15 protein-coding genes are annotated in these 24,638 nt (G+C 44.3%); 1 reads left to right on the forward strand and 14 read right to left on the reverse strand.

Going from position 1 to position 24,638, the window contains the following annotated elements; translation table 11 throughout:
• From B4N43_RS05370 to B4N43_RS05380, 3 genes are all read right to left on the reverse strand, one after another.
• Positions 1 to 450, reverse strand: a 450-nt coding sequence (locus B4N43_RS05370; RefSeq protein WP_286733339.1) for an Rpn family recombination-promoting nuclease/putative transposase, incomplete at its 3' end; no start/stop codon positions are given.
• 222 nt (positions 451 to 672) lie between these two features.
• On the reverse strand, positions 673 to 1,122 hold the full coding sequence (locus B4N43_RS05375) for a hypothetical protein (RefSeq protein ID WP_157698428.1): 450 nt from the start codon (positions 1,120 to 1,122) through the stop codon (positions 673 to 675).
• A gap of 73 nt (positions 1,123 to 1,195) precedes the next feature.
• A complete protein-coding gene (locus B4N43_RS05380; RefSeq protein WP_157698427.1) occupies positions 1,196 to 1,729 on the reverse strand; it encodes a hypothetical protein in 534 nt (177 codons plus the stop codon).
• A gap of 61 nt (positions 1,730 to 1,790) precedes the next feature.
• On the opposite strand from B4N43_RS05380, the gene B4N43_RS05385 reads away from it, so the two are divergent.
• Positions 1,791 to 3,086 (forward strand): outer membrane beta-barrel protein, encoded by a 1,296-nt coding sequence (locus B4N43_RS05385; protein WP_286733341.1) that lies wholly within the window; start codon positions 1,791 to 1,793, stop codon positions 3,084 to 3,086.
• 194 nt (positions 3,087 to 3,280) lie between these two features.
• On the opposite strand, the gene B4N43_RS05390 is transcribed toward B4N43_RS05385, so the two are convergent.
• The 11 genes from B4N43_RS05390 to B4N43_RS05440 form a co-directional block, all read right to left on the reverse strand.
• Positions 3,281 to 4,522: a right-handed parallel beta-helix repeat-containing protein gene (locus B4N43_RS05390; RefSeq protein WP_286733344.1), complete on the reverse strand. Its 1,242-nt coding sequence runs from the start codon at positions 4,520 to 4,522 to the stop codon at positions 3,281 to 3,283.
• Between the two features lie 59 nt (positions 4,523 to 4,581).
• Entirely contained in the window at positions 4,582 to 5,991 is a 1,410-nt protein-coding gene (locus B4N43_RS05395; protein ID WP_286733346.1) for an alpha-L-fucosidase, read from the reverse strand.
• Position 5,992: 1 nt separating this feature from the next.
• Positions 5,993 to 7,261 (reverse strand): glycoside hydrolase family 88 protein, encoded by a 1,269-nt coding sequence (locus B4N43_RS05400; RefSeq protein ID WP_286733348.1) that lies wholly within the window; start codon positions 7,259 to 7,261, stop codon positions 5,993 to 5,995.
• An 83-nt stretch (positions 7,262 to 7,344) separates the two neighbouring features.
• Positions 7,345 to 8,271, reverse strand: a complete 927-nt coding sequence (locus B4N43_RS05405; protein WP_286733349.1) for a DUF5017 domain-containing protein — start codon at positions 8,269 to 8,271, stop codon at positions 7,345 to 7,347.
• Between the two features lie 23 nt (positions 8,272 to 8,294).
• Complete coding sequence (locus tag B4N43_RS05410) at positions 8,295 to 9,872, reverse strand: RagB/SusD family nutrient uptake outer membrane protein (protein ID WP_286733350.1); 1,578 nt, start codon at positions 9,870 to 9,872, stop codon at positions 8,295 to 8,297.
• 4 nt (positions 9,873 to 9,876) lie between these two features.
• On the reverse strand, positions 9,877 to 13,005 hold the full coding sequence (locus B4N43_RS05415) for a SusC/RagA family TonB-linked outer membrane protein (RefSeq protein ID WP_286733351.1): 3,129 nt from the start codon (positions 13,003 to 13,005) through the stop codon (positions 9,877 to 9,879).
• A 169-nt stretch (positions 13,006 to 13,174) separates the two neighbouring features.
• Entirely contained in the window at positions 13,175 to 17,161 is a 3,987-nt protein-coding gene (locus tag B4N43_RS05420) for a hybrid sensor histidine kinase/response regulator transcription factor (RefSeq protein ID WP_286733353.1), read from the reverse strand.
• A gap of 244 nt (positions 17,162 to 17,405) precedes the next feature.
• Entirely contained in the window at positions 17,406 to 19,244 is a 1,839-nt protein-coding gene (locus B4N43_RS05425; protein ID WP_286733355.1) for a carbon starvation CstA family protein, read from the reverse strand.
• 31 nt (positions 19,245 to 19,275) lie between these two features.
• Entirely contained in the window at positions 19,276 to 20,925 is a 1,650-nt protein-coding gene (locus tag B4N43_RS05430) for an FAD-dependent oxidoreductase (RefSeq protein WP_286733357.1), read from the reverse strand.
• Between the two features lie 6 nt (positions 20,926 to 20,931).
• On the reverse strand, positions 20,932 to 22,935 hold the full coding sequence (locus tag B4N43_RS05435; protein WP_286733359.1) for an FAD-dependent oxidoreductase: 2,004 nt from the start codon (positions 22,933 to 22,935) through the stop codon (positions 20,932 to 20,934).
• 8 nt (positions 22,936 to 22,943) lie between these two features.
• Positions 22,944 to 24,635, reverse strand: coding sequence for a RagB/SusD family nutrient uptake outer membrane protein (locus B4N43_RS05440; protein WP_088161229.1), 1,692 nt, complete (start codon positions 24,633 to 24,635; stop codon positions 22,944 to 22,946).
• Positions 24,636 to 24,638: the final 3 nt, after the last annotated feature.

Raw genomic sequence — 24,638 nt, forward strand, 5'->3', positions numbered from 1 at the left:
ATAACATAAACAAATATCGTGCAGAAAACACTTCTCATCCCCCGCATCAGGCATTGCAAATCCATCCATCAGTACAATGATATAAACTTCACTAATTGCATAATTCCAAGCCCTTCGGTTGCCTTTGGGTGCCTGATCCGCTATCAATTTACTGCTGTAATAAAGCATGCGCTTTTTCAAATTATCCTGCGCCGTGCGCTGCACTTCAATAATAAAACGTTCGCCATTATCTGCCGTACAGGTCAGATCAAAAATAACGGTACCGATATCCTCTGTATCCCCGACATGCTCATTTTTGTTATAATACAGGTCGGCAATAATCTTGCGTCCTCTAAACAGTTCGTTTAAGAAAGCGATCAGAAGATCTTTATTGGTATCTGATCCGAAAACTTTTTTAAATCCATAATCTGTTGTAATATCGATATATTTCGACTGTTTCAACTCACTCATAATACATTGTTTTTAAATTGGTTAACAATACAAATATAAGTAAAAAAACATTTTAATACTAATATTTTTAGTATTAAAACATTAGTATGTATATGAATTAAAACAAGTTCCCCGATGAAGATCATTTTCGTCCTATTCACTCCTCGGATCGGGTTTTAGCGGCATCTTGCCACAGCGGATCACCTCAACGGAAGGGCAACCGTATTCCAGAACAACTTTGCCTTAAACCAAATAGACTCCTGCTCCACGGAGTGGATATTTGGCTAGGCTCTGCGGGAAATGGACGGTATCAAAAAAGCGTCCCTCGGCATCAAGGAAGGTTCCGAATTTCATCAGGTCGCCACGCTTGGTCTTCACAAATTTCTCACAGACAAAATCCCCCACAACGCGGATTATTTTCCCTTCGTGCAGATGAAGTTCCCTGGCAGGCATATCGCCCCGATAATCGCTTTTGGTAAGTTCGAATAGCGTACCCGTTACGCAAAAGCCAATCAGCTCCATCTCGTCGTAATAATCCTCCAAGATATCTTCTTCCAAAGGGGGAAGAATAGGCTTGCGACTTTCGGTCTCAAAGAGCGCCATACCTGCTGCCACAGGCTTATGCTTGCTCATCATCAGGTGAGCTGCCCACAGCAATTGCTTTTTCCCCCGTCCCTGTAAAACGCAAGGCACCCACACGAATCAAAATAACGACCTGCTCAATACCCGTCTGTGTCCGTTTGACAAAGTTTCCTAGACTCGTGTACTAGCCATTGGCTTCACGCTCCTCAATAATACGATGAGCCAGTTTACCTTCCAAATTGAGCAGGCAGTCAAAACCCAGGTAAATATCCTTATCCTGAATGGAGGTATTAAAGACCGACTGATTGACACAGGGCAGGCAGATATTGCCCCCTGAAATTCGTGCTTCATTGACATAGACCTTACGATTGTAAAACCCGCCATAATTGTTGAGCACCGCAACCATAAACTCCAAAGGATAGTAGGTCTTGAGGAAAAGACTCTGATAACTCTCTACGGCAAAAGATGCTGAATGTGCCTTGTTAAACGAATAGCCAGCAAAACTCTCCATCTGCCGCCATATCTCGCGGCTAGTCTTCTCGTCATAGCCTTTGGCCTTACAGTTGGAAAAGAACTTATCCTCAATTTCGATCAGGTGGTCCTTGCTACGATATTTGCCCGACATCATCCGCCGGAGTACATCGGCATCGGCCATATCGAGCCCGCCGTAGGCATTGGCGATCTTCATTAGCAACATATTCTTTTCTTCAATTGACACATTATCAAATTTTTTTGCCAATCGTCGTATACCATATTTTATAAAAGAAACCAATCAAAGGTTGGCTGGCAAATGGGGGAATTTTTGGAATCTATTGGCTACTCCTGGTTTTGATAAGTACTTGTTTCTAACCAGTGATTTGAACATCATTAATCGAAAAGTAGGAAATACAGTTTTTGATATTGATTCAATTGGGCATGAATCAAAAAGCAACGATCTATCTTATGATCGTAACGAACGGATAATCAACTTGATAGCCGGCTTAAGTTTTGAAAAGACATACTTAAAAATGTTGAGCGACAGATACCAGAAAACGGCAAAGATCGTAGCTGCAGCCAAGTACAATATTTATGATGTGAGAAATAGATCAGATCGTAATTTTCAAAACTTTGACCGTTACTTTACACTGTTCAGTCCGGAGATATCCTTTAATTATAGAAATCTACAGTTTGGCGAATTTGAAAATGTACTTGATTTGAAGTATAACCGAAGCTTCGATTTCCCTACTACAGATCAATTATTCCCCGTCGTCGATACTATCCAGATATATTCACTTTATTTGGGTAATCCAGAACTTAAACCTTCACGAAAAAATGAGATTCTACTGGATTTTAAACAGAAGAGACTCAATAAAAACCCGTTCTATTATGGATTATCTACTGGCATGAGTATGACCAAAAACTACATTTCATATAGCATGCTGTTTGATTCAAGCGGACGCACTATTATCAGACCGACAAATGTAGATCGCAATAGATCAATTATATTTAGGGGTAATTTGGCAAGGGCAATAAAATTTAAGAAGGATCAACTCCAGTTCAAAATGGAAGGGTACTGGAGTGCCTCAGAGGTTCCTTTTTATATATTATATATCGCAGGGCAGCAGAGCTTTGAAAAAAGTTTAAATTCTTCGATGGGAATAGAATTTAATACTCTATTTAGTCATTTGGATATCTTTTATCTAGGGCTGAATTATAGTTACAAGAACCTCTCCAGCAGACAGAATAATGATTCAGAAAAGATAAAAAGTGAATGGCATAAGATCGAGGGTAATACTCTTATAAATGTAAGCAGGCGGCTCTCCTTTATTTCCAACTTCGCTTATTACGATAATAAGTTTTATGGTGATAATCAACATTATTCAATTTTCAATATTAAAGTAAGTTATAGAATGCTAAAAAAGAACAATCTTGAGGCTTCCCTTTCTGGTAATGATATTCTCAACCAAAATAGACTTTTTACTGTTAAGAACATCGCAAATACTTTATCACAGCAGCGCACAAATGCTATGGGAAGATTTTTCATGCTATCATTAGCTTACTATCCACGTATATTTGGAAAAAATAGTAATAAGTAGAAGATAAGTAAACTCTCTCATTTTCACACTAAAATATTATTTCAGTTTTGGTAATATTAACCATAAGCCAGGCGATCCCTGCTAAAACGTACTGGATTTATACTAAAAAAATGGAACAAGACTACGAGGTCAAAGAATATCCTAAGGAGGCGATTCCCGTAAATTACGATGGTACAAAGATGTCGCTATTGGCGTTAGTAATTACCCGATTGACTTACACCTGCCGCAAGCGAAAGAAAAGGCAGGTGTAGATCATTGTTGAACACCCCACCACCCGATAGATTAAACTGCGCGCTACTAAAGCCATTGGATCCCGAAATACTAATTGCTCCATTTGGCATCTCGTTGCCGGATATCAGAATTGACTCTTCCTGCCCGGTAACGCCGCTCTGCCGCCAATAGCCGATTCCACCATACATGCCTCCGATCAATGAATCTAGGTAAATCTTGTTGTTCGTGACCTGTACATTTTTAAGATACTGGTACGAGGAAGGTTCAATATAGATATACAGTAAAATCCCCGAAGTATGGAATTCATTGTTGAGGATAGCCAAGTTCTGCCCGTTCCGAGCTTTAATAGCACCACCGCTTCCATTCGCCGGCCAGCCTTTGATCACATTGTTCTGTATCGTCAGACCGTTAAAACTATGCGCATAAATACCATGATCGGTATTGGCATCTTCATTATTGAAAGATACATTGCGTAAAATGGTATTTCCACTGATCAGGCTATTGCTTTGAGAATTATCATTGATCGCCGTGATAAAGTAACCCGTTGTGCCGGCATTGCCAAAAGTATTGTCAATGACCTTTGAATTTGTACTGCCCGACCCGTTCCACACCCCTCTTCCGCTGTTTCCCTGCCTCCTGGAGAATACACAGTTTGAAACGGTCGCTTTATCCGTGCCGATCAGGCGAATGTAAGCATCATGCAGATCATTCGATTTGTTGCTACCTGCTTTCTTAATACCATAGTCAAAAATACACCATTTAAAAGTAACGTCAGACGCATTATTGATGTAAAAAGTCAGATTCCAAAATGTAATACCCGAGAATGTACAGCCAGCAACATTGGCCGCACTGTAGGTCTGCCGAAGCAGCTGACTGTCCGATGCCCGCGCATCAAATATGGGGTTTGTATTTCCGCTTTTCATAAGCGTAATACCGGGCTTCATCAACAGGGCACCATCAATAAGATAAGTACCGGCTTCCACCCACACGGTATCGCCGGCACTTGCCTGTTCGATTACAGCATTGATTTCTGCCAGTGTCATCCCAGCAGAAACCAGGCCAGAGCCGGACAAACTGCTGTTTGCTACAGAACTACCGTATAAGGAGACATTGGTCACTGTTGTGGAATCGAGTCCGTCCAATGGGCTGGAACAAGAATTTAGCAGCAGACCGAGTACCGCAAAACTGAAAATGATTTTTTTCATCTGTTATAATTTGGTTGTGAATATCCTTTCTCTCCGTTGATTGATAACGCTGTATAGCCTTATGACTGGCCAACAAGTGTTACCTTGAAAACATAAACAGGTATCTCTCCGCCTGTAGCCGAAGGAACAGGAAGATGTAATGCTGTAGCGTCCTGTTTCCATTTGATTTTCTGCTTGCTTCCCAATAGCGTAATTTTCGCTATTCGCGCCTGACCTGCTGCCAGACTTTTTACCGCTGCAAAGTCGGTTTTTGGACTTCGTACAAACACATAAACAAAGCCATCCTTTGTCGTAAAACGGATGTCGGACACAATTTCTTTTGAGGTTGCATCATTTTCGGCATCTTTGATCGTTTGTTGCCCCACAATCTCGGTTTCCTCCTCATGTAATTGCTTTCCTTCGCTTTGTATTTTCCATTCGCCTGCCCCGTATATTGCCTCTGCATTAAGGTTCATCCAATCTCCGATACTCCGTAATCGGGCCATACTTTCCACAGGAAAGGTACCATCCCCTTTCGGGCCGATATTCAGCAGCAGATTTCCACCTTTACTAACAACTTCCACAAGATTTCTAACCAATATTTCGGGACTTTTCCAGACTGTATCATGCTTATTAAAACCCCAATTGCGACTCATTGTGATGCAGGCCTCCCATTTGCCCTTTGCTTTATTCATTAGGGATTGCTCAACGACTTCGTAGTCGCCCAGCTGATTGCCGATACGACTATTGATGATGCAATTGGGCTGTAAATCATGAATGAACTGTTGGATTTCTGTGCTTTGTTCTTTAGTAAAGAGTTCGGGCGTATCAAACCATATTATACCAATGGGACCATACTGTGTCAATAATTCGTGTAATTGTGGTTTTACTTTTCGCTCGATATATTTTGATAAATCTTTGGCGTCTTCATTCGGATAATCCCAGAAGTTGCTTCGCCCGGCCTTACTAGGCCAATTGGTAGGAACATCCGGATCTGCCCAGTCCCGCCCCAAAGAATAGTAAAAGCAAAGTTTTAAATCATAACGTTTGCAGGCATCAGCCAGGTCCCGCATTGGGTCCCGCTGCCAGGGAGTCTGTTGGACAATATTATAATCGCTACTGGGGGAATTAAACATGGCAAACCCATCGTGATGTTTTGCTGTAACGACAATGTATTTCACGCCGGCCCCCTTGGCGGCCTTTGCCCAGGTATCGGCATCAAAAGCAGTAGGGTTAAAATCCTTGGCGATCTGCGCATACTGTTGCAGTGGGATCCTTTCATATAACATAAAATGTTCGCCGCCCCGTGTTGGCCTGCCATTCCAGTCACCGGCAGTCTGAGAATATAGGCCCCAGTGAATAAACAGTCCAAATCTGGATGCTGACCACCAGGCCATCTTATCGGCGCTGCCCATAGGCTGTTGCTGGGCGAACGACCATAGCGAACAGCCCAACAAAAAGCACGACAATAGTATCGTTTTAATCTTCATACTAGGCCCCATTTAGTTTTCTGTAACGTAGCAACGCTTCTAAAAAGTAGTAATCTGCATAGATAAGCGGAACATCAATCTCACTTTTATGTGGCATGCTTCCTGTCGAGTGCTTAAGGATGAAGCCGCCATTGGTCCCCTTTTCAGCCAGGTATTCGCTGGAGGAGAGCGATTTCAACGTGCTTTCGGCAAAGTCATAATAGCGTTTGGCATCTGTTCCGGTCGTATAGGTAGACAATTCCAGCAAGGCTGCGCTGACCAATGCCGCTGCCGACGCATCCCGTGGTATATCGTTCAACTTTCGGTTTGCATAATCCACATCCGGTCGGTATCCTTCCTGGCCAGCATTAAAATCCCAATAGGGAACATTATCCTTTGGCAGATTGGGATGATTCATATAAAAATCTGCCGCTTTCCTAGCTGCATCCAGATATTTACTGTCCTTGGTTTCGCGGTAGAGCAGTGTATAGCCATAGATTGCCCAGCCCTGCCCTCTAGACCAGGTTGAATTGTCGGCATAGCCCTGATTGGTCTGCTGATGCAGGACTGCTCCCGTATTGGGATCATAGTCCACCACATGGTAAGTGCTGTAATCGGGTCTGAAATGATTCTTCAGGGTATGGTCGGCATGACTGATGGCGGCATTTTTGTATTTTGGGTCTCCAGTTAATGTTGATGCAAAAAACAACAGCTCCAGATTCATCATATTATCGATGATTACCGGATATTTCCATACCGTTTTTCCGTCCCAGGAAGCTTTTTCATTCCAGGATTTGATCAGTCCAACTTTCGGATCGAAGCGTTTCAGGGCAGACTCTGCTGAATGTATGAGGAGCTGCTGGTATTTTTTGATCTTTGTAGAATCGTCCTCCAGCCGTAAAGCGTTGCCATACGAACAGTACATCACAAAACCAATGTCATGATGTTGAGTCAGATCCTTCGCCTTTTCCAGTTTTTCGGTCCATGCTGTGGCCTGAGCTTTGACCTGGGGGTCTTTTGTATACTCGTATATATACCAAAGCCCGCCCGGGAAAAAGCCGCCTGTCCAATCCCATTCATCGGTTCCCACCACATGACCTGTTGTATCCAACGTCCGAGGAAAGTTGCTGTTATCAAGGAGCAGGTCATATTGCGCTCTGGCTCGCGTAAAGTCGGCAGCCACAAAATCGGAACTGTTCTGCTTGGTGCGCTGCTGCGCACAGGAAAAGAGGGTTGTCAAAAGAAATAAGAATATCATTTTAAGTCCAAAAGGATAATGTGTCTGCTTCATAAGATTTTATTTACTGCGCTGTTGATTCTTGTATATTATATTTTTGGGGCAATGTCGGATTATTTTTTCCGCATGCGTCGGTTTCATTCCGTCACTTCCAGTTCGACTGTTTTGACTACAGGGTATTCTCCGTACACATTGCTATTACTGCCAACGAAAGTAATTTCATAAGTCCCGGGAGCTGTGAAAGTGTAAGCATAGGTATCCATCCGGGTGCTCATATTTTTGAGCGCTACCCCTTTATCCGGTGTCACACTGGTTAGGTCCAGCGGTTTTGAGATAGCCCACACCTGATTGGAGCCTATTGTTGCTCCGCCGCCTTGAAAGCGTAGCCCCGCACTGCTTAATAACCAGGAGACAGAAGAATTTTCCAGACCGATTGAGGTCCAGGCTGCACCTTGCAGATCCGCTATCGGCAAGGTGATGCCTTCTGTTGTTTCGGTATTTAGGCTGAACTGATTGATCCACCAGCGGGGCTGTGTCGATCCGGTAGTCCCGGTGTATTTAAAAGCAAAATAAACCATGGTATTCGCATTCAGATTAAAACCCGACGCACTTAATTTCGACAGATCAACTTGTCCCGAGGATATGTAGGTAGCGTCATTGGCCTGGATGCCAGATAACGTAAATGCGGCGGTAATATCTATCCAGTCGCTCTCCTTGATCGCATCAGGCTGATAAACTCCTGCAAATTGCTGCGATACCAGTAGGCGGAGAGAATTCGGCTGTTGCGCATCCGTACCATAACGGCGGTTGCTCGAAAACTCCAGTGTCACAGCCTGTGGAATAGCTTTTGTACGCTCACGGTAAACGTACTTATGGCCTTCTTCACCCGAGAAGAACGTCAGCTGGTCGGGATTGCCACTGATATGGAACAACACTTGCTCACCAACTTTATAGCTATTTTTATCCGTATGGACTTCTAAGTTCAAAGGGATGGCCTCTTTTTTCTCGCATGATTGTAGGATCGGCAGTACGAGAAGCGATGCTATATAAATATATCTTTTCATAATTTTCACATTATTATCTGGTGTTACCATGCGGGATTTTGCGTCATCAGGTTATTCAGCGATAGCTCGTTGATCGGAATAGGGAAATACGTATCCCGATCACTGACATTATTGAAAGCCAATGCCATGTACCGATAATCGGCCGGTGCCAACTGGTTATACTGTTGGGCAACGAGTTTCATTTCGGCAATGAAAGTACCATAACGTACGAGATCAAATTTCCGCAACCCTTCGTAGCATAATTCCCGAAAGCGTTCCTCCCGTATAGCTATTCGCATTTCGCTTTCATTGGTTAGCTCATCATTCCGGTTTGAAGCATGTGCACGGCCACGTACTTCCTGAAGTGCATTTTTGGCACGGGCCGTGGGGCCATTCACTTCATTTTCGGCTTCAGCAAACATCAACAGGACATCAGCATAACGTAATAGCGGAAAATTAATTGGCGTATAATTCCTGTTTTTAGGCTTTAAGGTCTCGTAATCTCTTCTAAATTTGGCGACATGCCGACGCTCAATTTCCGCTGCCGTATAGAATACGGAGTCTGTGATCAAGTTGTTGGCATGGTTGTACCGATAACTGGCGATATTCCAGTCCCGGCGTTTATCTGTGGGTTCGTAAGATTCAAAGAGCTTGCGCGTGGCAGCCAACAGACCATAACTAAAGCCCTTGCCCTCATCGCTGGTCTGTACGCCACTTTGATTGCCAATGCGCCCAGCTTCAAAATCACCGCTGCGATTGCCATAGAATTCTACCTCCCAGATGGATTCGCTGATATTATACCGGTCTGCCGCCATATCTGTAAAGATCTTTTTGTAATCTGCGACAAGGCTATGTTTATAATCTTCCCCTTGTGGAAAGACCAGTTTGCTTGACCATTCCAATGCTTTTTGATACTTGGATGCGTCATTGAGCGGAGCTCCGGCCATTTTTAGGTATACCCGGGCCAAGATGCCCCGGACGGCAGATTTTGAAATGCGGCCAGCATGACCATACGCCTGAATGTCCTTGACCATGGAATCCGCTGCTTCCATCTCCTGCACAATAAAGTTATAAACTTCCGTCTGTGGCGTACGTGCGATATTGACATTACTGACCGAACTTGTAGGCGCTGTTTTCAAAGGAACATCCCCCCAGTTGCTGACCAAAATAAAATAGTAATAGGCCCGCAAAAACCTGACTTCACCTATCACAGCCTGTTTATCAGAGGCAGCCATCTGTACGGACTCAATTTTGCTCAGAAAAAAATTGGCCCGCTCAATGCCCTCATACAGAAATCGCCAGATATCATTGATTTTTGGATTAGAAGCATCGTAACTATAGATTTCTGGTCCAGCGAGATAAGACGAGCGAAAATAGGCCCCCTCATCACCCAGGGTCAGATAGCTCGAATAGGTGGATCCGTAAAAGTCTTCCCTGCCGAGAATATCGTATACGCCAACAAGTCCGGTCATCACCTCCTTTTCATTCTGATAATAATTTTCCTTGACCACATCAAAGGGCTGCTTGTCCAAAAATTTAGAACATCCTGAAAAAATTGAAGTCGATGCCACTAAACACAAGAAGCTTAAATGTTTATATTTTTTTGTTAATGCTAGTTTCATAAGATTACAGATTAAGGTTGATACCAAATACAAAGGTTTTGGGTCTTGGGTAGGACGAATAGTCAAAGCCGGGCGTCAACGCCGAGTAGTACACAGCAACCTCGGGATCATATCCTGAGTAATTGGTAAGTGTCCATATATTCTGTACGGAGGCATAGATACGTAGGCTTTTGATTTTCCACTTGTCTAACAGACCCTTATCAAAAGTATAACCTATAGATCCTGTTTTCAGACGCAGGTATGAGCCGTCTTCGATAATGCGGGTCGAATAGACATTAGGCCCCTGGCCACCCACACGGGGCATGGTAGAAGAGGTATTTTCCGGTGTCCAGCGGTCCGCATAGCTCGCAAATTGATTGAGATGTGCTTTACTGCCATTTTCAAACAACAGCCTATTGGCATTGACAATATCGTTTCCATAAGACCATTGAAAAAATAAGTGGAGATCAAAATTCTTGTATTTAAAGGTATTCGCAAATCCCCCCTGGTGAATGGGATATCCACGTCCGATCACTGTTCTGTCAAGATTATCCACTACCAGATCCCCATTGAGATCCTTATACTTCACGTCGCCGGGGCGAATCGAGCTACGTGTATTACCATTGGTCGCCACCGTCTGTTTTAAGAGGTAACTGCCATTGGGCTGTTGGTCAAAGTCTTCATATTGATAGACACCATCCCAGAGGTATCCATACATCTGCCCGAGTGGCTGATTGATTTTGGCAATATATAATGGAGTAGTTCTGTAATCCTGATCCCAGGCCAGTGCCGTGGTCAGGCTTTCCTGATTTTCGGTAAGTTCAACCACTTTATTTCGGTTAAAGGAAATGTTGAAGGAACTATTCCAGCTAAAATTGGCTTTTTGGATGACATCTCCCGATAAGGTTAATTCAATCCCCTTATTGCTAGTTTCACCTATATTTTTAAAGGCATTGCTATAGCCCGTGGTGGAGGGTAATGCTGCATAGAGCAGGAGATCATAGGTGCGTTTGTGGTAATAATCCGCCGTCAGCATCAACCTGTTTTTAAAAAGCCCCAGATCGATGCCGGCATTGCGCTGTGCCGTACTTTCCCAGCGCAGATCCGGTGTTCCGATACCAAGGTACATCCCTTGTAAAAGCTCATTTCCCCAGGAATAGTAACCGTTGGTGCTGACACTGGTATTTTCAAAGTACACAGGCGAAAAAGAAGCATATTCACTCACCCTGTTATTTCCTGTAATTCCATAACCCAGTCTCAGTTTGGCATCCGAGAAAAGTTGCTGATTTTTCATAAAGGGTTCATTGATCAGCCGCCAGGCGAATGCAGCAGAGGGAAAGTACCCATATCTGTTATTGCCAACAAACTTGGATGAGCCATCTGCCCGAAACGATGCAGTCAGGAGGTAGCGGCTTTTGTAATTATAGTTTACACGGCCCAGATACGAGAGCATGGACCATTCCGATTGCAAGGAAGTGACAGGCTGGGGCACCCCTTCACTCAGACCTGCCAGCCCCTTGATCTCGTTGGGCAGATGAATGGCTGAAAAGCCATACCTATGGTACTTGTTGCCCTGAAAAGTGATCCCAACAACCGCATTCAGGGTATGGTCTTTAAATTTTTTGTTGTAGGTCAACAGGTTTTCGTTGAGCCAAGTGTTGCTCTGCGTGTATAGAATCGAACCGTTTACGCCATTTGTGCTTCCGGCAAAACCATATCGGGTGCGTGAATTGTTGTATGTGTCCAGCCGTGTATCCGAATTGTTAATACCGCCATTAATCCGCAGTTTTAGTGTCGGCGAGAACGCATATTCGGCATAACCGTTCACGATAAGCCGGTTATTGTAGTTTTTGCGGAGCTCATTCTGAGCAGAAAGTATGGGATTGAACCGATAGTCGTTGGTGGGATTAGCGAGATCGTCTGTTGGATCATTCAAAAGGTCTTCATCGGCAAAAGCAATGGGCCGGTAGCCCCATACGCTGTACATCAGGTAGTTCATGGCGGAGAATGCCGATTCAGGAGCCGCGGGATTGCTACCATCAGTAAGTGTGCCGGTATACATGGCATTGATACCGACTTTTAGTTTCTGAAAACTCTGATCGAGCGTGATCTTGCCTTGTTTACGGTCAAATCCCGAATTAATGATAATACCTTGCTGACCAAAGATATTACCTGAAACGGAATATTTTGTGTTGCTGTTGCCGCCCATCACCGAAAGGCTGTGGTTGTGCATCACCCCATCCCTAAAAATATGCTCCTGCCAGTCGTTGCTCGGTACAGACCTATAGTCTTCTAATGTCTTGCCATCGTTAAAATAAGTGAGCTGCGCGCCTACAGGATCGCGTTCCGCCTGCAAACGGACAAATTCATAGCCATTCATCAGATCCATGCTATTGATGATCTGCTGCGATCCTATATAGCCATTATAACTGATCTGTGGAGCTCCTGCTTCGCCCTTTTTTGTCGTGATCAAAATAACACCATTGGCACCACGTGCACCGTATATCGCAGTGGCAGATGCATCTTTCAGCACTTCGATCGAAGCGATTTCATCCGGATTAAGGACATTGCTGTTCGCATTTTCTATTGGAAAACCATCGATGACATACAGGGGTGAATTATCTTGTGTCAGGGAATTGGCCCCGCGGATCACAATGTTCATTTCACTGCCCGGTTTACCACTTTCTGAGGTGACCTGTACGCCGGCTACACGACCGGCCAATGCTTCCAATGCAGAACCAACGGGAGCCTTCTTGATATCCTGCATATTGACTGATCCCACAGAACCTGTAAGGTCTTTTCGTTGCACTTCACCGTACCCAATTACCACAACTTCATCTAAGGATTTATTGGTCTGTACGAGTTTTATCTTCAGCACTTTAGCTTCTTTTACAGCAACTTCTTGTTCATCATAACCGATAAATCTAAAGATAAGTACAGCTGAAGTGTCCGAGACCTGAAAAGAGAAGCGGCCATTAAGGTCCGTGGTTCCTTTTGTACCGGAGCCCTTTTGCAAAATACTTACACCGGGCAATGGCTTTCCGGTAACTATATCGGTTACTATTCCGCTGATCTGCTGCTTTTGTGCATAGAGCTGCGGAACTTGGAACAGGCAGGTCGCTCCCAATACGATTGTTTTTAGATGCGGTATCATATTTTACATTTAATAAATTGATTACACTTTATGATTGGTTTTCGGGCAATCCGACATGAGGTAGTATTTGCCCATAGCTTTTTTCTGTCGTAGAAAGAAGCTTGACAAATATTTGGATCTTTATGGAAAATAAGGGGGTAAAAAATCGGAAATATAGGGGTAAAATCTCTTAGCGTAAGCTATTTTCCCTATATTGAGTGGGATTTACACCAAATTTCTTTTTAAATTCTTTACTGAAATACTTTCGATCGTTGAATCCTACGGAATAGGCAACAGATGCGACCTGATCAGACTGTATCAGGAGATTGGCAGCGACACTCAGACGGATATCTTTAATCAATTCGGCAACACTGAGGCCTGTCAGGCTTTTGACCTTCTTCAACAGCGCACTTTGGCTCTGTCCCATATTTTCCGCTAAAGTCGCAACTGAAAACTCAGCTTCGGCGATATGTGCTTCGACCATCGTTCTTAACTTATCCAAATAAGCCGCAGCAGCATTGCTTATGTTTTCATCACGTTTAGATAACAGCAAATAGCGTCGGTTACGTTCTTTAACCAATTCTAATGCTGATATGGTGTTGAAAATCTGAAGATCTAAAACCTGTAAGTTGAATGGTTTAGTTACATAATTGATGATGCCACTTTGATAACCAATGATACTATCCTGCTCCTCTCCTTTGGCTGTCAGCATAATTACGGGGATGTGGGCTATATCCGGATCGGCTTTGATGGATTTCACCAGCGTGTAGCCATCCATCTGGGGCATCGCGATATCTGTTATAATCATATCGGGCATGCTATCGGCAATTGCCGCAAGCGCCTCCTTTCCATTGGCAGCAGCACTTACGTTGTAGCATGTCTGCAGATGGTTGAGCAGAAAAGAACGGAGTTCGTCATTATCTTCCACGATCAGCAGCTGATAATCCCGGGTCGAGTCCGGAATGCAGGCCGCGGTACTTTCAGCCGTACTTGTCTCCGAAATAATTTCCGTCGGTATCCCTTGCTGTTGCCGGATACATGCCGGCAACAATATGGTGAATACGGTGCCCTCCTGTTGGCCCAGCTGCAGTGGATTGTCAAGATAGAGATTTCCTTGATGAAGTTCTACGAGCTCTTTGGCGAAAGACAATCCGATTCCCCAGCCTTCCTTCCCTTTTCCCGTATCAGCTTGGTAAAAGGTATCGAATATGCGCTCCCGGTCTTCCCTTTTGATACCTTGACCATTATCCATCACATGGATAAACAGATTTTCGTTCCGCTGACGGATGACAAGTTGAACCTTGGGAGCATGCTCGCTCCTAAATTTAAAGGCATTGGAAAGCAGGTTGAGCAATACTTTTTCCAGCTGTTGGGGATCAGCCATAAAAGAACCTTCAAATTGGTTATCCAAGACATAGCCTATACCCGATTCTTCGGCTATAACAACAAAGGATTGATGTATATTCTCAAAATAACTTGTTGCGTCTATAACAACTTTATTCAAAGTCAATTTTTGGGCATCCATTTTATTGAAAGACAATAGTTCTTGCGTCAAATGTAGCAGCCGCTTAATATTACGTCTCACCTGTTGTAACTGCACATCCACTTGACTATCGAGCCTTTTATCCAGCAATATTTTCTCTATCGGGGCATGGATTAAGGTCAGCGGCGTGCGGATTTCATGGCTGATCTTGGTGAAGAAATCAAGCTTTGACTGCATCAGTGCTGCTTGATCCTGATGCAGTTTTTCTTCATAATATAACTTTGTTTTAAGCTGCTTTTTGTCCAGGTTATAGCGGTAGAAAAAATAGACAATGCCCATCAGTAGCACTGTATACCCAGTATAGGCCCAGATAGATTTATAAAAAGGCGGAGCAATGTTGAATACCACAGATTTGCTCACGTTACTCCATAGTCCGTCATTATTTGCCGTCTTTAACCGAAGCGTATATCGTCCGGGGCTCAGATTGGTATAAGTTATGGAAGGCTGATCGGTCAGATTCCATTCTTTTTCGAGTTCTTCAATTTTATAGGCATAGCTGTTTTTCTGTGGATTGATAAGGTTGTCTGAACTAAAGTCGATCGTAAACGTATTTTGGTCATGTTTCAGTGCAATTTCCTCCGCCCGGTCCGGATTTAGATAGCCCAACACTTTGTCGACTCTCGTCCTGCTCAGACCATTGATAGAGAAGCCCGAGATCAACAATTTGGGTACCCCCGCATTTGACTGGTGATGAGACACATCGAGACTGATTAAGCCTTTGTGCGAACCGACGAGCAGCTGCCCATCCCGACAAAAAATGGCATTTGGTAAGAATTCATTTGTTGGGAAACCATCCTGAATATCCATATAGCGTTTTGCTCCAGTCAGCTTATTGTAAAACACGAGTCCATTATTTGTGGAGATAATAATTTCGTTGGCCTTGTTTTCGGCAATCCCCAACACATGGTAATAGCTACGCGTTGGAAATAACTCCACCCTGTTTACCACTCCTGTTTTCGGATTATAGTTATAAAGCCCTTTTTCTTGCGTCCCAATCCATATCTGTGAAGTCCTATCTTCAAAAAGCGTATTGATATAATGATCTTTCATAAGTTCCTCAGAACGATAGATTCCTTGTTGTTCAGCACTATTGCAGAGTTGACCAAGCCCCTGGGCCGTTCCAATAAATAGACTACCGTTTCGGCTGGCTAAAATATGCTTGATATAATTGTTGGCGGTATTTTTTGTAAAAGTGCTGGTAGGTTGAATAGCAGTCGTAAATTGACTATTGATCATTTGTAAGCCTTTGTTACCGGTCCCGATCCAAATATTCCCGAGGCGATCCCGGTTAATGCTGCTGATGTAATTCTGGAGCAGCGTAATGCCATTTTCACCGGTAATATTGTAATAGCGAATATCTGTGGTATTTTGACGGCTGATGCGAGCTAGCCCTGCGCCGAACGTACCCACGTAAATATATTTATCATCTGTGAGCAGGCATTTGACCGTATTGGACCGAAGCTCTATTTTCCGATAGACATCGCTACCCTTTTTGCGAACGTTCAGCCCGTCCCGTTCTGTTCCCACCCAAGTATTTTCATCATCGTCAACGGCAATGGCGCTGACCAGATTTCCGCTCAGATGTTTGAAATTGCCGTCTGCAAGATCTACCTTAAAGGGATATACCGACGGATGATGATAGTTTATTCCGCCAAAATTTGTCCCCATCCAAACAATACCCTGCCGATCAATATAAATCGTCTTGATGGAATTATCATTGATACTGAAGGGATTGTTGGCACTCGATTTTATCTGCTGTATCTGACTACCGTCGGGCTGTAGCAAATTGGCCCCTTCCATTGTCCCTACCCAGATATTTTTGGCTTTATCTATCGCTATCGCTCGCACATAATCACTTGATAGTCCCGTTTTACCTGTATAATGCGCAATCTGCTGAAATAAGATGTCCAATTCAAAAAGACCATGTCCATCCGTGGCAATCCAGATTTTATCTGTAGCCACTCGCTTAATATCCTTCACGGATATCGCTGAGCTATTTGTATGACTTAGTTTAATTGGTTCAATTGTTTTTTGATCCCGCCAAAGATATAATCCTCTATTGGTCCCGATCAAGATATTTCTTCCCAGCTGTAATAAGGAGTAGATTTCCAGTCCCGGGAGAATATTCACGTTTTCTATCTTGGGATGATCGGCATTTTTAATGCACATCAGACCATTATTTGTACCGAGTAAGACGCTAGATTCAATAAAATAAATTGCTAAAACCGCAAAATGGTTGCTATTTTTAGGTTTGACATGCTCAAAGCTAATTCGCTGAAAGCGGTCTTGTTTAGGCTGATAAATATTTAGGCCCTGCTGTGTTCCGATCCAAAGGGTCTTTTGGCGCGGATGTTCAACAATGGTGTAAATATAGTTGTTCGTGGAAATGGTGTTAACATCGCTATTATCCGAACGGTACTGTTTAATGCGGTTACCATCGTATCTATTGAGTCCGTCCCTGGTACCGATCCAGAGAAAGCCTGCATTGTCACGGCATATACTCAATACGGTGCTATTCGAGAGCCCTTTATCATAAGTTAAACTACCGAAATGATACTGGGCTTGGGCATGTTGTGCAAATAAACAGCAGATTAGCGTTAAATAAATAATGCATTGGACATATCTTTTTGTCATTTAGATCCTTCAACTGGTAGTAGAGACAAGTATACGATTTTCTCTGCAATGAATGAAAAATTACCTGCCATTAGTTGGTCCACAAATAAAAGATGTATCGCGTATATTTTGGGGTTTGCGTACCGGTATCGCTTGTTGATGAAGCGGCTAAAAATTTAGCCTTCTGAAGCAATGCAGGTAATATCCTCCGGGCTGATCCTCCGGTCTGTGTCGATGTAGTCTTCGCGATGGAAGATTTTTCCGCTTAACGATCAACCAATTCCTTTACAGATTCTCCATTTTGGTCGATAAATTTAGCTTCAATTTTAAACAGCTGATACCATTTTCGGAACGTGCCTATAAAGACAAGCAGCATCAGGAGCATAGCCAAGATCGCTAAAAACGCTAATAGCAGCTGTCCTTTGGGCAAATAAATATCCGTGACCTGTAGATAGCCAGCCCAAAAGGTGATACCGGCCATAAATACGCCCGGAATTGCCGTAATTAAGGCATATTTCCCCCGATTCATCCGAATAAGCATCGTCGTACAGACAATAAGCCCACAGGCAGCTAACAGCTGGTTGCTGATTCCAAATAGCGGCCAAATACTGCTTACATTTCCCGTAAAAACAAGATAGCCCCATGAAAAAGTGAAAATAGCGCTACATAACCAGACGCCCGGTTTCCAATCCTTGTCTTTAAAAGCCGGAAAAACACCACCCAGCATTTCCTGCAAAAAGAATCGTCCGACCCGTGTACCGGCATCGATAGCTGTAAGGATAAACACGGCTTCAAACATTATGGCAAAATTATACCAATAAGCCATCACATTGTCCATAAAAGGCACCTTATCAAAAATATGGGCCATCCCCACGGCAAGGGAAACAGCTCCGCCTGTACGGCCATGGAGGTCTACTCCTATGCGATCTGAAAAATGCTGCAAATCTACCGCTTTTAATTCGGGATGCAGTGCCAAAAATCCTGCATAATCACCGACTGGTGTGTTGATCGCAAAATAGTCGCCCGGCAGTAAGGTACAGGCAGCAATCAATGCCATTAAAGCAACAAATCCCTCCACCAGCATTGCACCATACCCTACAAAAAGTATCTCTTTTTCGGTGCCAAGCATCTTAGGTGTCGTGCCTGTGGCAATAATCGCATGGAAACCCGAAATTGCCCCACAGGCGATCACGATAAAAATAAATGGAAGCACAGGCCCGCCGATCACAGGGCCGCCGCCATGAATAAAATTGGTCAGCGCAGGCATTTGGATTATCGGATGCACAAAGACAATGCCCACGGCCAGCATCAGAATCGTGCCAATCTTGAGGTAGGTGGAAAGGTAATCCCTTGGAACAAGAAGCAGCCAGATGGGTAGCACCGAAGCCAAAAACCCGTAAATAGCAATCGCAATCGAAATGGTCTTGACATCCCAATCAAAAAGGTTGTAAATGACCGGGATCTCCATCAAACGATGGCCTGCAATGATTCCCACGATCAATAATATTCCCCCTAATATACTTGCCAAGGTAACGGATCTGGCTCTATAGCGCATCAATAGTCCCATAAATATGGCAATTGGCATGGTCAGAATAATAGTAAATAAGGACCAAGGTGCCTCATGCATGGCGCTGATACAGGCCAGTGACAGTCCGGCCAAGGTCAGAATCAGAATAAACAGAACGGCTATACCGGCTATACCGCCCACAACGGGACCGATCTCCTTGGACGCAATGGTAGCCAGGCTCTGCCCTTTGTGCCTTACCGAAGCAAATAGCACAACCATATCGTGCACCCCTCCGCCCAGGACACAACCAATCAAAATCCAGAGTGCACCGGGAAGATAGCCAAACTGGGCCGCAAGTACTGGCCCTACCAATGGCCCTGCAGCAGCTATGGCAGCAAAATGATGTCCAAACAACACCTTGCGGTCTGTCTTGACATAATCATGGCCATCAGCAAACTCGACTGCTGGCGTCGTGATGGCATCGTTGAGCCGGAGTACTTTCTGCGCCATAAAGACCCCGTAAAAACGGTAGGAGATTGCAAAAATTAAAATTGATGCAAAAACCAGTGTAAGGGCATTCATATGATCTAAATCCATCCGATATCCAGTATAATTCTATTTCAATATATTATTTTTTTTCCAATACTTGGCCCGACTCCAGCAGTTGTTTTTTTAACATGCCGTAATCCACGTGCTGCACAACCCCATCATTATCAAGCGCTAATACCGCAGCAGCTCCTGCGCTCTGCCCCAATACCATAAATACGGGCTCCATACGGATAGAACCAAAGGCAATATGCGAACTGGAGAGGCAGACCGGAACGAGTAAATTGCTGCATTCATCGCTTCTTGGGATAATCGATCCATAGGAAATGGCGTAAGGTGCTGGCACATGGACACCAATATCGCCCTCATTCTGGACAAATCCTTCTTTGGTCACATAGCGTTGGGTATTGTGCGAATCCAAGGTATATGAGCCCATGCCAATCGGATCTTCTACTTTGCGCTTGCCCAAAATATTGTGTTCGGTGGTCACATAGTGTCCTAGCATCCGCCTGGCTTCTCGTATATATAATTGCCAAGGCCAATTGTCATTATCTTCAAATTCATCTTTTGCCAGCCCCCATTCGGCCATCTTTGTCCTGATTGCTGTTGGGACGGAAGGATCATTGGCCATAAAATAATATAGGCCCTGTTGATACCGGCGATGGGCTTCGATAATGGACTTGCGTTCGGCATAGCTTGCTTCGGGATAATTATAATTCATCCCAATAAAATCTGTGCTGAACGGACCATGGTTATTGGCATCGGTCTTATGGTTGGGCACCAGATCAAATTTTTGAAAGGCTTCGTCCCAGCCCGCGCGAAATAAACGCTGTAACAAGACATAATGCTGCGGATCGTACGCAATAGGTTTGGCAAAGGGCTTCCGATTGCGAGCATCATTGGTCAGACACATCCGAAAGCAATAGGCCTGCAGCTTCTGATCTGCTGCGCCATATTGCCCAGGATCTTGTGCTGAAACGCCGTATACCAGGCCGCTGCTCGGATCTCCCTCGCGTTTATAGGGGCTGATCTGCGCGGTAAAATGATGCCGGTGCTGAAAGACTCCGGTCTGCACACCGTTCCACCGCTCCTCATAGGTGTGATTGGCCTCCCGCCCGATCGTGTAACTGACTTTGGCCAGCGCCATCAGATCACCTTCATAAGTGGCATCAATAAATATCTTCGCTTCATAGATCTTTCCGTCTACCGTTTTAATGGTCTTGATGGTTGTGCCTTCTTTAACGATAGCACTTTCCTGCCGATCTAAATATGCCCCACGAACAACATCAATCTGATGATCCCGCACCCAAGAATCAAAAATGTCCTCGGCTACATGGGGTTCAAAAATCCACATCGTCCGATGCGCACTATCCATCGCGACGGTGTCCTGTCCACGATTGCCAAAGGAGGCCCGGGATTGCCAATTCCAGCTCGATTCCCTGGAGTAATGGTTATATACATCCTGGTAGAATTTTTTGGCCAGACCACCAATAACTGCTTTATTGCCAGTATCGGTATAACCCAGTCCGCCTGAACTCAGACCCCCCAAATGCTGATCTGGTGATAAGAGTAGCACAGATTTGCCGGCCTGTTTTACTTGCAATGCAGCGGTGATGGCTGCCGGTGTACCGCCGTAAACGACCACGTCTACCTTCGTGGTCGAATGCTGGGCCTCAACCTGCAGAAAAGCCAAGACAAACATTAATTTTAACCCTATTTTTATCTTTTGCATATGTACTTAATTTTGGTCTGAGACGGGAACCCACAAGATGGCATTTGCAGCCAATATGCCTTTTGCGTCCGAGGTAATCTCAACATAGGGCTTACTTCTTCCCTTTTCAAAAACATATTCGCCGAGCGCTACCCAAGTACTTGTGGTCTGTCCGAGGATATTGACTTCCTTAAAATTTATTGTTTTTTCGATCCTTGTCTTCCCTGTATGGATAATGAATGTCCCGCTCTCGGTGCTTTCGGCGGTTCTAGGAAAATAACTGTACAGCATATATTTTCCACCGGAAAAATCTTTACCGGGAGTAAAACGGGCCATGGCCCCGGGGTTGCTGTCGGCTTCCTGGTAACTCATGCCATAACCTTTTTTTGCGGATTTACGCCAATTTCCTTTCAACATAACCTGATCTTTATCGTCTACATGAATGATATAATCGGCCCTACGGCCATCTGCCTTTGGGTTGTCACGCAATATTTTTTGCACGCGTCTTATATCAACATCCTGAACGGCAGTTTTGTTGTCAATTGCCTCGCAGGCTGCCACAGCAGCGGACTGCCCCAGCACCATAAATACTGGCTCCATGCGAATGGAACCAAAGGCGATATGACTTGCCGACAAGCACACCGGGACCAAAAGATTATTGATCTCTTCTTTTTTGGGGACGATCGCTCTGTAGGAAATCGGGAAAGGAGAAAATCCGCCAACCTCAACGTTACCTTCATTTTTGACCATGCCATTGACGATCACTCGGTCACAATTGTGCGAATCCATGGTGTATGCGGCATAGCCTACCCCATCGGACACGACTTTTCGGCCCTGACAGTGGTCTTGGGTCATGACGACATCACCAATCATCCTTCTGGCTTCGCGGATATATAATTGCGGTGACCAATGTCCATTGTCAGGATATTCGTCTTTGGGGTAGCCCCATTTTTTGAATTCGCTTCGGATCGGCTCCGGCACCGAACGATCGTTTGCGACAAAATATAAAAGACCTTTGGTGTAATCTTCATGGGCCTGAATAATCTCTTTCCGTTCGAAAAAATCGGCTTCAGGGTAACGCCAGTTCATGCCAATCATATCTGTTGAAAATCCATTTCTATTATTGATATCAGTCTTTCCATTGGGCATAAGACTCCAGATAAATACGTCTTGGATACTCTTCCAGGGCTGTATCTCCTTTTGCCGCTTTAAGAGTTCATATTTGGTTGCGTCGTAATTGTGGGGTTTGGTGATTGCTATTCTGTTTTCAGGGACATTGGTCAATGTAATCCGATAATTATAGGCTTGAACCTTGGCGTCTCCCGTTCCATTTTCTTTTAAGGGCCCCGTATTGATCCCCCATAAAACACCGCTCCCGGGATCACCTTTTATCTTATAGGGATCTACACCGTCCGGAAACTGATGACCATCAAGCAATTGCACTCCGTTAATCGTTTCACCATAGGTACTATTCGACTCCCGCCCCACATGGTAGGACACGCCAGCTTTGGCCATAAGATCCCCCTCATAGCTACAGTCCATAAAGACGTTGGCCGTAACCGTTATATTTTTGCCTTCCCTGCTTTCACTCGGAAGCAGTGAAATGGTTTTAATCGATCGATTGTCAGTCTTTACGGCTACCAAACGATGTCCCATTAACATTGCTGTATTAGTATGTGCCAGATAGTCCTTAAAAATAGATTCGGCTACCTTGGGTTCAAAAATCCATTGTTCAAAACTGCCATAGTGCTTGCCCATTTTGCGGTAAAAATCAAGGGCGAGCCCTGTGACGACATATTTGTTTCCGATATCCGTTTGCCCTAATCCACCGGAGCTGAGCCCTCCTACCCGTGTGCCTGGATCGATCAGTAAGACTGATTTCCCGGCCTGTGAAGCGGTGTAGGCGGCTATTACACCGGCTGAGGTGGCACCATAAATACATAGATCTACCTGTCTGTCTGTTTGCCCTTTGACTAAATGCCAAAACATCGTCAAAAGTCCAATGATCATTACGCGTGTCTTTTTCATCATCTTAGGATTTAATAGCCTGGATTTTGTTCCAGGTTTTTATTCGTTACAATTTCAATATTCGGGATCGGCCAAAGATAATTCTTGCTGGGATCGAACTTTCGGAGCTCGATAACCCGCATGTCTTTCTGATTAGCGACATTTTTATAATTCACGTAATTATCCGCATCGATCGTCGGCGCATTGGCCAGCAAACCTTTTGGTATGCGGCCATAGAGCGTCGAATTCATAAATTTATCGGCCAGTTTCCACCGTCTCAAATCGACTAAGCGAAAGCCTTCATTGGCTAATTCGTAAAGTCTTTCTTTCCGTATGATCTCGCGCAGCTCAGCTTGCGTTTTATTACTCGCGATTGCCGGCATATCGACGGTAGGGCGCTGCCTGATGCTGTTGATTGCGTCATAGACGGTTTTGTCGATGGTATTGTTTTCGACCATCGCCTCGGCGTAGATCAACAACACTTCGGCATAGCGGCTCTGAATAATATTTAACTCCGATTCCATCGTAAAATCCTTGTCTTTTATATCGACATATTTTTTCCAGCAATAACCAGAAAAGGTCGCATAAGCATTGATCGCATCCTGATTTTGGATGCGTACTGCCGTGGATGTATTGTATGAATAGTTCCAGCAGGTTATACTATCCTTATGGGTCTCAAACTGAAAACCAAAAAACGTACTACCGGGAAGTGCAATGGTATATCCCAGACGCGGATCTCGATTGGAGAATGGTTTTTTAGGATCAAATCTGGAAGATTTGTCAATGGCAAATCCATCGGTGCAGAGATAACTATCAACAATGGATTGCGATGGGATTTTGTTGGAAGTCCCTTGTGCGTTGCGCGACAGAAATCCGCGCGTAGCACTGTGGGTCTTTGTTTTCTGTAATCGCAGATATTGAAAAGCAAAAATAATCTCCTTGGAAGCCTGCCCATCATACGTAAATAATTGGCCGAAATCAGGGTGTAAGGCATATACGTTTAAGTCCATGACTTCTTTGGCCGAACGTGCTGCTTCTTCCCAAAGCCCGTTATTAAGTGCTGCCCGAGCGCGTATGGCCAATGCTGCCCCTTTGGTCGCACGCCCAATATCGGTCGAGCCATAGCTAACCGGTAAAATAGCAGCAGCTTCATCAAGTTCTTTGAGGATAAAGCTCGCAATTTCAGCCTTAGATGTTTTCGGGACATTGGCATCAGCAAGGCTTAGACCGCTCGTGACCAAAGGCACTCCACCGAAATAATCAATCAAATATTGGTAGACATAGGCCCGGATAAACTGTGTCTCGGCTTTATAACGCTTTTGAAGATTGGCATCCATCTTTCCATCCAACTTCTGGATATTGTCCAGAATGAAATTACATTTGCCAATGACCTTATAGGAATTGGTCCAGATATTCCGGATGTAGCCATTATTGCTGTCGTGATCTCCCCTTCCCACAGCTTGTAAATCAGAAGTATTACGGTCCCACCCAATATCGGTGGCATCATCAAGTGTGAGGTTGATAGGCATATCGTCCGTGGGATGAAATGCAAGGGCACTGTACAAACCATTGACAACCAATATCAGCTCATCCTGATTTTTGAAATAATTTTCGTCCGAAGGACCATCCAAGGGAGATCTGTCCAGGTATTTTTCGCATGCCCCCACCAGAAGGAGAACTGCAATCGACAGCATATATAATGCGAGTTTATTTAGAGTTTTCATACA

Origin of the sequence: Sphingobacterium sp. UBA1897, from assembly GCF_002337775.1 — a bacterium.
In the GTDB taxonomy this organism is placed as follows: Bacteria; Bacteroidota; Bacteroidia; order Sphingobacteriales; family Sphingobacteriaceae; genus Sphingobacterium; species Sphingobacterium siyangense.